This window comes from Mesorhizobium sp. RIZ17 (assembly GCF_051127865.1).
GTDB classification, from domain to species: domain Bacteria; phylum Pseudomonadota; class Alphaproteobacteria; order Rhizobiales; family Rhizobiaceae; genus Mesorhizobium; species Mesorhizobium humile.
In genome coordinates, this window is sequence record NZ_CP147861.1 from 818,629 (window position 1) to 830,781 (window position 12,153).

The 12,153-nt window shown below is 63.3% G+C and carries 16 protein-coding genes; 7 read left to right on the forward strand and 9 right to left on the reverse strand.

Annotated features, from left to right (window positions below):
• Positions 1-54: 54 nt before the first annotated feature.
• The gene (locus WDX12_RS04020) at positions 55-669 is read left to right on the forward strand and encodes a LysE family translocator (RefSeq protein WP_320296879.1); all 615 of its coding nucleotides are present in this window, start codon (positions 55-57) and stop codon (positions 667-669) included.
• Positions 670-708: 39 nt separating this feature from the next.
• Here the strand turns inward: WDX12_RS04020 and WDX12_RS04025 are convergent, their stop codons facing one another.
• On the reverse strand, positions 709-1,650 hold the full coding sequence (locus tag WDX12_RS04025; protein WP_320296880.1) for a nucleoside hydrolase: 942 nt from the start codon (positions 1,648-1,650) through the stop codon (positions 709-711).
• A 241-nt stretch (positions 1,651-1,891) separates the two neighbouring features.
• Between WDX12_RS04025 and WDX12_RS04030 the strand changes: the two genes are divergently transcribed.
• Together WDX12_RS04030 and WDX12_RS04035 are read left to right on the forward strand one after the other, a co-directional pair.
• Entirely contained in the window at positions 1,892-2,317 is a 426-nt protein-coding gene (locus WDX12_RS04030) for an Hsp20 family protein (protein WP_320296881.1), read from the forward strand.
• A gap of 63 nt (positions 2,318-2,380) precedes the next feature.
• Positions 2,381-2,638 (forward strand): DUF1150 family protein, encoded by a 258-nt coding sequence (locus WDX12_RS04035; RefSeq protein WP_112096587.1) that lies wholly within the window; start codon positions 2,381-2,383, stop codon positions 2,636-2,638.
• A 156-nt stretch (positions 2,639-2,794) separates the two neighbouring features.
• Here WDX12_RS04035 and ptsN read toward each other — a convergent pair whose 3' ends face one another.
• The 6 genes from ptsN to lptC form a co-directional block, all read right to left on the reverse strand.
• Positions 2,795-3,259, reverse strand: coding sequence for a PTS IIA-like nitrogen regulatory protein PtsN (gene ptsN, locus WDX12_RS04040; protein ID WP_042641064.1), 465 nt, complete (start codon positions 3,257-3,259; stop codon positions 2,795-2,797).
• Positions 3,260-3,320: 61 nt separating this feature from the next.
• Positions 3,321-3,902 (reverse strand): ribosome hibernation-promoting factor, HPF/YfiA family, encoded by a 582-nt coding sequence (gene hpf / locus WDX12_RS04045; RefSeq protein WP_434724007.1) that lies wholly within the window; start codon positions 3,900-3,902, stop codon positions 3,321-3,323.
• A 417-nt stretch (positions 3,903-4,319) separates the two neighbouring features.
• Entirely contained in the window at positions 4,320-5,849 is a 1,530-nt protein-coding gene (gene rpoN, locus WDX12_RS04050; RefSeq protein ID WP_434724008.1) for an RNA polymerase factor sigma-54, read from the reverse strand.
• Positions 5,850-6,028: 179 nt separating this feature from the next.
• Entirely contained in the window at positions 6,029-6,847 is an 819-nt protein-coding gene (gene lptB / locus WDX12_RS04055) for an LPS export ABC transporter ATP-binding protein (RefSeq protein WP_320296884.1), read from the reverse strand.
• The gene (locus WDX12_RS04060) at positions 6,847-7,443 is read right to left on the reverse strand and encodes an LptA/OstA family protein (RefSeq protein WP_320296885.1); all 597 of its coding nucleotides are present in this window, start codon (positions 7,441-7,443) and stop codon (positions 6,847-6,849) included. Before WDX12_RS04060 ends, lptB begins: the two co-directional genes overlap by 1 nt.
• Positions 7,430-8,143 (reverse strand): LPS export ABC transporter periplasmic protein LptC, encoded by a 714-nt coding sequence (lptC, locus tag WDX12_RS04065; RefSeq protein WP_320296886.1) that lies wholly within the window; start codon positions 8,141-8,143, stop codon positions 7,430-7,432. The genes WDX12_RS04060 and lptC overlap by 14 nt, the downstream gene beginning before the upstream one ends.
• A gap of 390 nt (positions 8,144-8,533) precedes the next feature.
• Here lptC and sppA point away from each other — a divergent pair, with 390 nt between their 5' ends.
• The 4 genes from sppA to WDX12_RS04085 all read left to right on the forward strand — a co-directional run bounded on the left by sppA (position 8,534) and on the right by WDX12_RS04085 (position 11,335).
• Positions 8,534-9,490, forward strand: a complete 957-nt coding sequence (sppA, locus tag WDX12_RS04070) for a signal peptide peptidase SppA (protein ID WP_434724009.1) — start codon at positions 8,534-8,536, stop codon at positions 9,488-9,490.
• A gap of 75 nt (positions 9,491-9,565) precedes the next feature.
• On the forward strand, positions 9,566-9,850 hold the full coding sequence (locus WDX12_RS04075) for an integration host factor subunit beta (RefSeq protein WP_027165368.1): 285 nt from the start codon (positions 9,566-9,568) through the stop codon (positions 9,848-9,850).
• A gap of 115 nt (positions 9,851-9,965) precedes the next feature.
• On the forward strand, positions 9,966-10,298 hold the full coding sequence (locus WDX12_RS04080) for a DUF1049 domain-containing protein (RefSeq protein ID WP_320296888.1): 333 nt from the start codon (positions 9,966-9,968) through the stop codon (positions 10,296-10,298).
• A 74-nt stretch (positions 10,299-10,372) separates the two neighbouring features.
• Positions 10,373-11,335: an ornithine cyclodeaminase family protein gene (locus tag WDX12_RS04085; protein ID WP_434724010.1), complete on the forward strand. Its 963-nt coding sequence runs from the start codon at positions 10,373-10,375 to the stop codon at positions 11,333-11,335.
• Here the strand turns inward: WDX12_RS04085 and WDX12_RS04090 are convergent.
• A complete protein-coding gene (locus tag WDX12_RS04090; RefSeq protein ID WP_434724011.1) occupies positions 11,328-11,759 on the reverse strand; it encodes an EVE domain-containing protein in 432 nt (143 codons plus the stop codon). The two genes, WDX12_RS04085 and WDX12_RS04090, sit on opposite strands and share 8 nt — an antisense overlap.
• A complete protein-coding gene (locus WDX12_RS04095; RefSeq protein ID WP_434724012.1) occupies positions 11,756-12,136 on the reverse strand; it encodes a VOC family protein in 381 nt (126 codons plus the stop codon). Before WDX12_RS04095 ends, WDX12_RS04090 begins: the two co-directional genes overlap by 4 nt.
• Between the last annotated feature and the right edge of the window lie 17 nt (positions 12,137-12,153).

A 12,153-nucleotide genomic window follows, 5' to 3' on the forward strand; every position in this document is an offset into this window, starting at 1 on the left:
GTGCATTGATCCCCCAGCCACCGCCGCATCACCTCCGTCCATCCGAGGAAGACCATGTCGCTGGAACTCTACGCCACCTATGTCGTCGCCTGTATCGTCATCATCCTGGTACCGGGTCCGACGGTGACATTGATCATCGCCAACAGCATCCGCCACGGCTCGCGCGCAGGCTTGGCCAACGTCGCCGGCACCCAGGCCGGGCTTGCCATCATGATCGCCATCGTCGGCATCGGCCTCAACACGTTGATCGCCGGCATGGGCCACTGGTTCGAGTGGGTGCGGCTGATCGGCGCTGCCTACCTGATCTGGATGGGCGTGCAGATGTTCCGCGCCAAGGGCACGCTGAACCCCGACGGATCGGCGAAAAAACCGCGCGGCGGCTTCTTCCTGCAGGGCTTCCTGGTCGCCGTCAGCAATCCGAAAACCTTGGTGTTCTTCGGCGCCTTCTTCCCGCAGTTCATTTCACCACAGGGCAATTACACGCTGCAGATCGTCGTGATGGGCCTGACCGCGATGATCTTCGCCGCCATGTCGGACTCGACCTACGCGCTTGCCGCCGGCCGCGCCGGCCGGATGCTGTCGGCCAGCCGCGTCAGGCTGATGTCGCGCATCAGCGGCACCTTCCTGGTCGGCGGCGGCCTGTGGCTGGCGTTCTCGAAGGCGAAGTGAGCGCTTCCCCTTCTCCCCTTGCGGGAGAAGGAAGAGGGGCTACAGCCGCCCGAGCCGCTCCACCAGCAGCGCGAAGAAGCCGTCATGGTCGATGTCGCGCATCACCGTGGCGTTCTTCTCGCGCTTGGTGACGCCCCACCAGTCGATCACCGTCATGCCCATGGTGAGCTCCGACGCGGTCTCGACGCTGACATTGCAGTGGCGGCCCTTGAACAGTTCCGGCTTGATCAGGTAGGCGATCACGCACGGATCGTGTAGCGGCCCGCCATCGGTGCCGTATTTCTCCTCGTCGTAGCGCTCGAAGAACTCCAGCATCTCGGCGGTCGCGGTGCCGACCTTGGTGCCGAGCTGGCGGAAAGCCTGGATGCGCTTGGACGTGGTCAATGCCTTGTGGGTGACGTCGAGCGGCATCATCACGATCGGAATGCCCGATTTGAACACCAGATCGGCGGCCTGCGGGTCGACATAGATGTTGAATTCGGCGGCCGGCGTGACGTTGCCGCCTTCGAAGAAGCCGCCGCCCATCAGGACGATTTCCTTGATGCGTGGCGCGATCCTGGGCTCGCGGATCAGCGCCAGCGCGATGTTGGTCAGCGGCCCGAGCGGGCAGAGCGTGATGGTGCCTGCCTCCTCGCGCATCAGCGTCTCGACGATGAAATCGACGGCGTATTGTTCCTGCAACGGCATGGTCGGCTCGGGCAGTTGCGGCCCGTTCAGGCCGGTCTTGCCATGCACTTCCTCGGCGGTGACGAGTTCGCGCGCCATCGGGCGGATGGCGCCGGCATAGACCTTGATGTCCGGCCTGCCGGCCAGCTCGCAAATCTTGCGGGCGTTGTTCTGGGTCAGCTTCAGCGGCACGTTGCCTGCAACCGCGGTGATACCGACGATCTCCAGCTCCGAGCTGCCGAGCGCCAGCAATATGGCGACGGCATCGTCCTGGCCGGGATCCGTGTCGATGATGATCTTTCTGGACTGGGGCATTTCAATTCCTTTTGGGGAGTCTTTTTGGGCGGGTTTAGAGCATGACCGCGAAAAGTGGAAACCGGTTTTCGGACAAGATCATGCTCCACTGAAGAGCTGAACCAGGATGGCGGTTCAACGAAACGTCATCCTGATTTCAGTGGCTTGAACTTGATCGCGCGGCAGACCATATCAAGGCCATCGGGAAAAATGCCATCTGGGTTTTTCCAGTTTGTGTCGCTCTTCAGAGGACAGTGTAACAATGAGTCGAATGACGCCCTTCTCCAGCCCGCTTCTCCTGGGTTTCGATGCCATGGAAAAGACGCTTGAGCGTCTGGCGAAGTCCGGCGACAGCTACCCTCCTTACAACATCGAACGCCTGAACGCTGCCGACGGCAAGTCCGAGAGGCTACGCATCACACTGGCCGTGGCCGGTTTTGCCGAAAGCGACCTCGATGTCACCACGGAGGAGAATCAGCTGATCGTGCGCGGCCGCCAGACCGACGACACCGAGCGCGAATTCCTCCACCGCGGCATCGCCGCGCGCCAGTTCCAGCGTTGTTTCGTGCTGGCCGACGGCATGCGGGTGATCGCGGCGGAACTGAAGAACGGCCTGCTGTCGGTCGATCTCGACCGGCCGGAGGCCGAGCGGCTGGTACGGAAAATAAACATATCGGTGAAAGACTAACCTTCGCCGATGGCTCTATGCGAGACGGCCAATTCTGGCGTCCTCGCGCCAAGGAGGCTTGAAATGACCAGAACTGACGAAGTGAACACCATGACCAGCGGCGAACTCGCCCATCTCGGCGAAGGTTCGGTCGCTTATCTCAGGAAAGTGTCGAGCGACGACCTGCGCGGCCGCTTCCCCGGCCTCGAGGAAATCGCGCCCGGCATGGAGCTGTGGGCGCTGTTTGCCGCCAACGGCCAGCCGATCCTGCTTTCCGATGCCCGTGACCGGGCGCTGGCGGGTGCGCTGGAGAACGACCTGACCACCGTCGCGATCCACTAACGCGGCTCAGGTCTTCGAAAGGGAAAGGGCCGCTCACGGCGGCCCTTGGAAGCTTTAATCCAAAAAATTTCTAGCAATTCCAGAAAAGTGCGGAACGGTTAGGCTCGGTGACTTCGCCGTGGCCTTCCGTCCGGAATTGCGCTCGACCAAAGAGACTCAGGCCGCGTGCGAGGCCTGTGTGTCCGACAGCAACGCGTGGATCGCCACCGCGTCGCGCGTCCCGCGGATCTTGGCCACCGTGTCGGCGTCGCGCAGCACGCGCGCGATGCGCGACAGCGCCTTGAGATGGTCGGCGCCGGCGCCTTCGGGCGCAAGCAGCAGGAACACCAGGTCGACCGGCTGGTCGTCCAGCGCCTCAAAATCGACCGGCGTTTCCAACCGGGCGAAGACGCCCGCGATCCGCTTCACGCCGGCGAGCTTGCCATGCGGGATGGCGATGCCGTTGCCGACGCCGGTCGAGCCAAGTCGCTCGCGCTGCAGGATGGTGTCGAACACCTCCCGTTCCGGAATCCCCGAAATCGCCGCCGCCCTCTCCGACAGCAATTGCAGAAGCTGCTTTTTGGAATTCGCTTTCAACGCCGGCATGATCGCCGGGACGCTGATGAGATCACTGAGATCCATGCTTGAAAAATCCCTTGCTCGCCTGCCGCGCCAGTCGTCGCCCCCTCGCGCGGCTGGCTTTTTATCCCTGCGCGACTTTGGTCGTCGACGGATCGATCCAGCCGATATTGCCATCCGGCCGGCGGTAGACGATGTTGAGATGATCGGTCCCGGCATTGCGGAACAGGAAGACCGGGCTGTCGCTGTTGTCGAGCTCGATGACAGCCGACGCCACCGACATGGTCCGCAGCGTCATGCTTGATTCGGCGACGATGACCGGAGCGAAGTCCTCCGGAATATCTTCCTCGTCGTCGGTAAGGGGGGCCATCACGGTATAGGCGATGTCGGTCGGCTCTTCGCCGTTGCCCGTATTGCGCGACTTCAGCCGGCGCTTGTAGCGCCGCAGCCGTGTTTCCAGGCGGTCGGCGGCCGCCTCGAAGGCCAGCGTCGGATCCTGGGCGTCGCCGGTCGCCTGCAGCGAAGCGCCGGAATCGAGCCGGACCATGCAATCGGCGGAGAAACGCGACCCCGATTTGATGACCGTGACATGTCCTGAAAAACCCCGATCGAAATATTTCTCGATCGCCTCGCCGACCCGGTCGTTGATGCGCGTGCGGAACGCATCGCCGATGTCCATGTGTTTTCCCGAAATGCGTAGATTCATCTGAAAACTGACCTTCCTTGCTCAGGCTTCAAACTGTTCCCGAGTTTATACCCGTGGCGCGCGCGCACAAGCTTCGCAGCGGCATGCGCGCCGATTTTAGACCCGAACTTTCCGGTTGATCACAAGTCGCCTTCTTGGCCGTCCGTGGCCGTGTCTGACGGACCCTTTCGCGAGCGGGCATTACCGCCCCGCTCATGCGGGCGGGCTTCTAGCCACTTCATTGCGGCTTGTCAATGAAGCTTGGCAATTGTGGAAAATCCGCGCATCTCGCAGCGACCTCGGCTTGTTGATATTCGGGGCAGGCCGAGCCGAGAATGGTGGTTTTCGACAACCGGAACGGAGCGTACTTTGAGGTACGCAAGTACCGGAAGCGCAGAAACCGCCATTCGCAGGCCGGCATCGCGAGTACCGACAAGCCTAGCGGCCGGCGTTCGCGAGCGCTCGCTTCTCCCGCCGCCGCTGAACCGACGATGGAATATTCATGCCCTCGCGATATTTCGCGACGGTGCGGCGCGCAATATCGACCCCGCTTCCCTTGAGCATGTCGACGATGGCATCGTCGGAAAGCACGTCGGCTGGCTTTTCCTCGTCGATCATCTGCTTGATGCGATCGCGCACGGCCTCGGACGAATGCGCCTCGCCGCCTTCCGCCGAGGCGATCGACGCGGTGAAGAAATAGCGCAGCTCGAAGACGCCGCGCGGCGTCAGCATGTATTTGTTGGCAGTGACGCGGCTGACTGTCGATTCATGCATGCCGATGGCGTCGGCCACCGTGCGCAGGTTGAGCGGCTTGAGGTGGCGCACGCCATGGACGAGGAAGGCATCCTGCTGCCGCACGATCTCGGAGGCCACCTTGAGGATGGTCTTGGCCCGTTGGTCGAGACTGCGCGTCAGCCAGTTGGCGTTCTGCAGGCACTCGGCGAGAAAATCCTTTTCCGCCTGATCCTTGGCGTGGCTGGAAACGCGGGCGAAGTAGACATTGTCCACCAGCACGCGCGGCAGCGTGTCGGCGTTGAGTTCCACCGCCCAGCTGCCGTCATTGGCGGCGCGGACCTCGACATCGGCGACGATCGCATCGCTGGCGCCGCCCGAAAACGCCAGGCCGGGCCGCGGATCGAGCGCGCGGATCTCGGCCAGCATGTCGAGCAGATCCTCCTCGTCGACGCCGCAGATGCGTTTCAGCGTCTGGAAATCCCGCCGCGCCAGAAGCTCGAGGTTGGCAACCAGCGCCTTCATCGCCGGATCAAGCCGGTCGCGCGCCGCAAGCTGCAGCGACAGGCATTCGGCGAGGTCGCGCGCGAAAAGGCCTGCCGGCTCGAAGGTCTGGCAGACGCCAAGCACACGCGCCACCGCCGCGACATCCGTGCCGAGCCGGACCGCGATCTCATCGAGTTCGGTGCGCAGATAACCGGCTTCGTCGAGCCCGTCGCCCAGCTCGCCCGCTATCAGCCGCTGGGCGGGGCTAAGCGAAGCAAGCGCGATCTGCTCGCCGACATGCTCACGCAGCGTAATGGCGGCGGCTGCCATGTCGCCGACGTCGAACCCCTCGGATGACGCTGCGCCGGCGCCGCCGCCCGCGGCCGACTTCCACTGCGCCGTGAGATCGGGGCCCAGCCTCTCGCTGGTGCCGGGATCGTCGGGAAACAGGTTCTCCAGCGAAGAATCGAGCTTTTGCGAGATCGCTTCGGCGCTCCACTCCGTCTCGCCCTCGAACCAGTCGCCCTCGGGATCCTTGTCCGGCGCCGCCTCGCCTTTCTGGGCCTGGTCGCCGGCCGCGTCGTCCTGCGGTTCGGCCCGCTCCAGCAGCGGGTTGCGCTCGATCTCCTCGTCGATGAAGCGCTCGAGCTCGACATGGGTAAGCTGCAGCAGCCGGATCGACTGCATCAGCTGCGGCGTCATCACCAGCGACTGGGACTGTCTGAGCTGCAGTTTGGCTGCCAGCGCCATGGTGGGATTCAAACGCCTCGTCTACGCGTCGTACATAAAGTTTTTCGGTCGGGCATAGAAACTGGCCCGGCTTTTGCTTGTCAAGGAAAACGCTAACAGCTGCCGCTTACCGGAGCGTTATCGAGCGCTAAAATAACCGAAAGTCGGACGCGGCCCCGAAAAAACGCGAAAACCGCGGATCAGAGGGTGAAGCCCTCGCCAAGATAGAGACGCCGCACATCGGCGTTGGCGACGATCTCGTCGGCCCGGCCATGCGTCAGCACCTGGCCGGCATGGATGATATAGGCGCGGTCGATCAGGCCGAGCGTCTCGCGCACATTGTGGTCGGTGATCAAGACGCCGATGCCGCGCGCCGTGAGGTGGCGAACGAGCTGCTGGATGTCGGCGACGGCGATGGGGTCGATACCGGCGAAGGGCTCGTCGAGCAGCATGTAGGCCGGCCGCGTCGCCAGCGCCCGCGCGATTTCGAGGCGACGACGCTCGCCGCCCGACAGCGACATCGACGGCGCCTTGCGCAGATGGCTGATGTGAAATTCCTCGAGCAGCTCGTCGAGGCTGCGTTCGCGCACCTTGCGATCCTTTTCGACCACTTCCAGCACGGCGCGGATATTCTGTTCGACATTGAGGCCGCGGAAGATCGACGCCTCCTGCGGCAGGTAGCCGATGCCAAGGCGGGCACGCCGGTACATCGGCATCGAGGTGACGTCGAAGCCGTCGATCTCGATCGAACCTTCATCGACGGGCACAAGGCCGGTGACCATATAGAAACAGGTGGTCTTGCCGGCGCCGTTGGGACCGAGCAGGCCGACCGCTTCGCCGGCGCGCACGCCGATCGTCACCCCGCTGACCACCTTACGGCCCTTGTAGCTCTTGGTCAGGCCCTTGGCGATCAGGGTGCCCTTGAATTTTTCCTTGTCGACGCCGGCCGTCGCGGACGCAGCCGGTCGGGCGGCCGCCCGCCCCGGAAGACGGGCAAGCAGCGAAGTTACGCCGGCCATTAGTTGCTCGACGCTCCCTGGTTCTGGGTCGCATCCTGCTTCTGCGGCTTGAACATCATGATGACGCGCGGGCAGCCTTCGACATTGCCGAGGCCGCTCTTCATCTGCACGGTGAGCTTGCAGCCCTTGAGTACATTGTCGCCCTGCGACAGCACCACTTCCTTGCCCGAAAGCACCAGCACCTGCGTCTTCATGTCGAACTTGCCGGTGTCTCCGGTGGCGATCTGGTCGTTCGATTTGATGTAGACTTTGTTCTCGACCTCGAGATGGTCGATATTGGCCGCGCCCGTCATCGCCGACGCCCCCGCGGCAGCGCTTTTGTCAGCCTTGGGGTCCTTGACGTAGTAGACCGTCATCTTGCCGGCCTTGAGCAGGGTCGGCCCCTGATTGACGGTCACGTTGCCGCTGAAAACAGCCATGCTCTCGTTCTGCCGCACCTCGAGCTTGTCGCTTTCGATCTGGATCGGCTGGTCGCCCGACAGCTTCAACCCCGGGATCTGGCTGGTCGCGCTCGATTGCGCGAACGAATGCGCGGTCGCCAGAAGCAGCAATGCGGAGGCAGCGCCCGGAAGCCATGCGGATTTACTGCGACGCATTCTGTTCTCCACCGTTTACCCCCGCAGCCTTCAGCGCGGCTGGATCTATGTTGACGCGAACCCGGTTCTCGAAGACCACGAGCCTGCCATTGTCATCGACCGACATCGAGTCCGCGGTGATGCGCGACCCGCCACGGCTGACATCGACCGGATTGCTCGTCTTCATAGAGCCTTTGCCCATGTCTAGGAAGATCGATTTGAACTTCGCCACCAGTCCGTCCGTCGTCGTCACGGCGACGTCGCTGGTCAGGTCCATCGTATTGGCGTCGCGATTGTAGATACCGTGCGCGGCGTCGACCGACACGATGTTGTCGGAGGCGACAGGCAGTTTGGCATTGATGCCTTCAAGGTCGATGACGGCCTGCTGGCCAACGTCCTGCGTCGCCCTGGTCGCCGTCAGCGAATAGGGCAGCTTCTGCTTGGTGAAGCCATTGAGCTTCGGATTGGCCATCACCAGCTTGCCGTCGGAGAACGCCGTGCCGTCTGCCTGCACCGAGACGGACAGGGGTGCCTTCAGGTAGGAATAGACCGGAAATGCGACGGCGATCGCAACCGCGAGCAGCGGCACCGCGAATTTCAGCACACGCACGCGGCGCGAGTGCCGCTTTGCGCGGTTGAAGGCATCGCCACGCGCGCCGTCCTGGCTCGCGGGAGCCGATGCCTCACCGGCATCGCTCGTTTCGTCAGATCGCGCCAACATGACTTTTCTAATGGACCTTTGCCCGCCCAAACACCGACTATAGGTGGTATGCCGGCACCTACAAGCAAGCACAAGCGGAGGAAAACTGCAAAAATGTGACAACTGCCGCCCGCAAAATCGAGGGGAATCCAGCGGGACGGCTTGTACTTCATAGCAGATACTGACTGCTTGCGTTAATTTTTCGTGAGGCCGGCGTCAACACCGAAGCCCGAAGCCGGCCTTTCTAGCCATTCCAGGAAAAGTGCGGGCGGTTTCCGGCGGGAATTGCATCAGGACAGTGAGGTCCGGCCGATCACCGTTCCGTGAAGCGGCAGCCGATCCCACGAAACGGTAGCCCTGTGCCGAGGCTTGCTTTAAAAGCGTGCTTTCCCACCACCCATGAGGCTGACGATGGCAATGAGAGCCGATGACCTGATCGACCGCCGCCGCTTGCGCCGCAAGCTGACTTTCTGGCGCGTGGCTGCTTTTGTTGTCCTGGCGGCGGCAATTATCGCCTTCTCGGCCTGGGTCTATGGCGACAATTTTACCGGCCAGGCAGTCCCCCATATCGCCAAGGTCAAGATTGAAGGCACCATCACCGAGGACGAGGAACTGCTCAAAAGGCTGGAAGCGATCCGCACGTCGTCGGAGGTGAAGGGCGTCATCCTCTCGATCGATTCGCCCGGAGGCACCACGGTCGGCGGCGAGTCCACATTCGAAGCCGTGCGCAAGCTTGCCGGCGACAAGCCGGTGGTGGCCGAAGTCGGCACGCTGGCGGCATCGGCCGGCTATATGATCGCCAGCGCCGCTGACCACATCGTCGCCCGCAAGACCTCCATCGTCGGCTCGATCGGGGTGCTGATCCAGTATCCCGACGTCAGCGGCCTCATGGACAAGCTCGGCATCAAGCTGGAGGAAGTGAAATCGTCGCCACTCAAGGCTTCGCCTTCGCCCTTCAAGCCGACCAATGACGACGAGCGCGCCATGGTGCGCAAGCTGATCCTCGACAGTTACGACTGGTTCGTCGGTATCGTCGCCGACCGCCGCAAGATGACGCATGAGCAGGCGCTGGCGCTGGCCGACGGTTCGATCTTCACCGGCCGCCAGGCTTTGGCCAACCATCTGGTCGACGCGGTCGGCGGCGAGCAGGAGGCGATCGACTGGCTGGCGACGAAGGGCGTGGACGGCAAGCTCAAGGTCGTCGAGTGGAAGAGCAAGGACAGGCGTGGCGGTTTCCTGTTTTCCCAGTCGATGGCAAAAATGGCGGCCAAGGCGCTCGGCCTGCCTGATGCCGGCGGCGATGTCATTCACGAACTCGGTGCCGACCGCTTGTTTCTTGACGGTCTCGTTTCGGTCTGGCACCCTTGAGGCACCGTTGGTACCTGCCAAAAAAGCAATAAAATCATCCTGATAATCGATTCCAGTGGTTTACGGGGAACGTCTATGATCAAATCCGAGCTTGTGCAGATCATTGCTGCACGCAACCCGCACCTTTTCCTGCGCGATGTCGAAAACATCGTCGGCGCGATCTTTGACGAGATCACCGATGCGCTTGCCGAGGGCAACCGGGTCGAGCTGCGCGGTTTCGGCGCCTTTTCGGTGAAGAATCGTCCCGCCCGCACCGGCCGCAACCCGCGCACCGGCGAATCCGTCGAAGTCGAGGAAAAGTGGGTGCCGTTCTTCAAGACCGGCAAGGAGTTGCGCGAGAGGCTGAACGGCGGCAAATAGGCGCCGCGCCGGCGCGTTGAAACCGCATCTTGGCGCTTAAAGCATGTCTCCCGAAAGTGGAGGCGGGTTTCGGGACAAGCATGCGCGCCTCAAGAAGCCTCTCCATGGAGATCTGATGTTCAATCGCTTCATCCTCGTCGTGGTCTTCGTGCCGCTGGCCATCATCCTGATCGCGCTCGCCGTCGCCAACCGCGGCCCCGTCGCCTTCACGCTCGACCCATTCCATCCCGGCAATCCCGCGCTGACGCTGAACCTGCCGCTTTTCATCTTCCTGTTCCTGGCCTTGGCCGTCGGCATGGTCGTCGGCAGCATGGCAACCTGGGTGAAGCAGGGGCGCTACCGCAAGCTCGCGCGCCAGCGCGGTCTGGAAGCCGAGAACCTGCGCCAGGCGGTGAGCCGCACGCCCGCGGCGCCGAACGGACCGGCGCTGCCCAAGCCGACGAACTAGAGCATGACGCCGAAAACTGCGAAGCGGCTTTCGAGTGCATCATGCTCTCTGAGTAACGCCTTACGGAGCCCCCGATGCTGACCATTTCGGCCGAAGAGGTCGACCGCGCGCTGACCTTTCCGGGCCTTGTCGAGACATTGCGCACAGCCTTCCGTGATGGCGCGGTACAGCCGGTCCGCCACCATCATGGCGTCGAGCGGCCGGATGGCGCCGCCTCGACCCTGCTTTTGATGCCGGCCTGGACCGACTTCAACGCCGCAGGCACCTCGGTGGGCGGTCATATCGGCGTCAAGATCGTCACCGTGTCGCCCGACAACAACGCCATCGGCAAGCCGGCGGTGATGGGGCTCTATCTCTTGCTCGACGGCGTAACCGGCGAGCCGCAGGCGCTGATCGACGGCCAGCGGCTGACGCAATGGCGCACGACCTGCGCCTCGGCGCTCGCCGCCTCCTATCTCGCCCGCAAGGACGCCTCGCGGCTTCTGGTGATCGGCGCCGGCGCGCTGTCGCCGTTCCTTGCCAAGGCGCATTCGGCGGTCAGGCCGATCACCTCCATCCGCATCTGGAACCGCACGCCGGCCAATGCCGAAAAGGTGGCCGCCGCCTTGCGCGCCGAAGGCCTTCCGGCGACTGCCGCCGGCGATCTCGACGCCGAGCTTGGCGAGGCCGACATCATAGCCTCGGCGACGATCTCGAACACGCCGCTGGTCAAGGGCGCGCTGCTGAAGCCCGGCGCCCATGTCGATCTGGTCGGCGGCTTCACACCGACGATGCGCGAAAGCGATGACGACGCCATTGCCCGTGCCCGCGTCTATGTCGACACCCGCGCCGGCGCCACCAAGGAAGCCGGCGACATCGTCCAGCCGCTGACCTCGGGCGTGCTGAAGCCGGAAGCGATCGTCGCCGATCTGCACGAGCTCGCGCGCGGCGAGAAAAAGGGCCGGCAAAGCGACAGCGAGATCACGCTGTTCAAGTCGGTCGGCGCCGCGCTCGAGGATCTCGCCGCCGGCATCGCCGTCTACAAGGCGCTTAAGTAGCCGCTAGGCTGGCCCCCATCGTTTCGCCGATCAGCCGGAAATCGTGTTTGCTGATCTCGAACAGGCCAAAGCGCAACTGGTAGCCCCAGTTCGACTTGCTGGCAGTAAAATCCAGCTGATCGAGCAGCGGCTTGATCGGAACCTCCCTGGCCTCGCGCCAGTCGACATCGCGCCGCGCGGGCGTGAAACCGCCGCCCATGACGCCCTCATACACATCACCTTGCCGCACCGTGCCGATCGCCGTGAAGGATTGCAGCCCGTCTTTCTCGCCGAGCACGGTGCTCGGCGAGTAGTAGGCGATGCCGTCGCCCGGCTTGATGCGGCGCAGCGGCGCCGCCTTGCCGTGATTGACCTGCATGAAGCCGTCCTGGCGGCCGATCCGCACATGCTCGGCCGACGCAACCGCGATCCAGAAGGTGCTCATCCTTGCGCTCCCTCGAACGGCCAGTAGACGCGCAGGCGGTGATTGTCGGGATCGAGCGCGACGAAGCTACGGCCGAAATCGAGATCGGTCGGGGCCTGCAGCACGTTGAGGCCTCTGCCAGTCCAATCGGCATGCGTGGCATCGACCGCCGCCGCGTTCTCGACGGCAAGCACGAGCTCGCCACCCCCGCCGGTGGCGGTCGCGGCCGGTTCCACAGTGTGGCGCGACCACAGGCCGAGCTTGAAGCCCTTGTCGAGCACGAACATCACGAAGGTCGGCGAAGACTCGACCGGCTCGCGCCCAAGCAGCGAGGCATAGAACGCACCGCTCCTTTCCGGGCTGTCGACATAGAGGATGATGAAATTCGGCGTGGTCATATCTGATCTCCAAAAGT

Bases quoted from the DNA above. Each gene is read 5' to 3' on its own strand.
- WDX12_RS04020 (WP_320296879.1), top strand. From the start codon at position 55: ATGTCGCTGGAACTCTACGCCACCTATGTCGTCGCCTGTATCGTCATC.
- ptsN (WP_042641064.1), bottom strand. From the start codon at position 3,259: ATGGATCTCAGTGATCTCATCAGCGTCCCGGCGATCATGCCGGCGTTG.
- lptC (WP_320296886.1), bottom strand. From the start codon at position 8,143: ATGTTGGCGCGATCTGACGAAACGAGCGATGCCGGTGAGGCATCGGCT.
- WDX12_RS04080 (WP_320296888.1), top strand. From the start codon at position 9,966: ATGTTCAATCGCTTCATCCTCGTCGTGGTCTTCGTGCCGCTGGCCATC.
- WDX12_RS04035 (WP_112096587.1), top strand. From the start codon at position 2,381: ATGACCAGAACTGACGAAGTGAACACCATGACCAGCGGCGAACTCGCC.
- WDX12_RS04075 (WP_027165368.1), top strand. From the start codon at position 9,566: ATGATCAAATCCGAGCTTGTGCAGATCATTGCTGCACGCAACCCGCAC.
- hpf (WP_434724007.1), bottom strand. From the start codon at position 3,902: ATGAATCTACGCATTTCGGGAAAACACATGGACATCGGCGATGCGTTC.
- WDX12_RS04060 (WP_320296885.1), bottom strand. From the start codon at position 7,443: ATGCGTCGCAGTAAATCCGCATGGCTTCCGGGCGCTGCCTCCGCATTG.
- WDX12_RS04095 (WP_434724012.1), bottom strand. From the start codon at position 12,136: ATGACCACGCCGAATTTCATCATCCTCTATGTCGACAGCCCGGAAAGG.
- WDX12_RS04030 (WP_320296881.1), top strand. From the start codon at position 1,892: ATGAGTCGAATGACGCCCTTCTCCAGCCCGCTTCTCCTGGGTTTCGAT.
- WDX12_RS04085 (WP_434724010.1), top strand. From the start codon at position 10,373: ATGCTGACCATTTCGGCCGAAGAGGTCGACCGCGCGCTGACCTTTCCG.
- WDX12_RS04025 (WP_320296880.1), bottom strand. From the start codon at position 1,650: ATGCCCCAGTCCAGAAAGATCATCATCGACACGGATCCCGGCCAGGAC.
- WDX12_RS04090 (WP_434724011.1), bottom strand. From the start codon at position 11,759: ATGAGCACCTTCTGGATCGCGGTTGCGTCGGCCGAGCATGTGCGGATC.
- rpoN (WP_434724008.1), bottom strand. From the start codon at position 5,849: ATGGCGCTGGCAGCCAAACTGCAGCTCAGACAGTCCCAGTCGCTGGTG.
- lptB (WP_320296884.1), bottom strand. From the start codon at position 6,847: ATGGCCGGCGTAACTTCGCTGCTTGCCCGTCTTCCGGGGCGGGCGGCC.
- sppA (WP_434724009.1), top strand. From the start codon at position 8,534: ATGGCAATGAGAGCCGATGACCTGATCGACCGCCGCCGCTTGCGCCGC.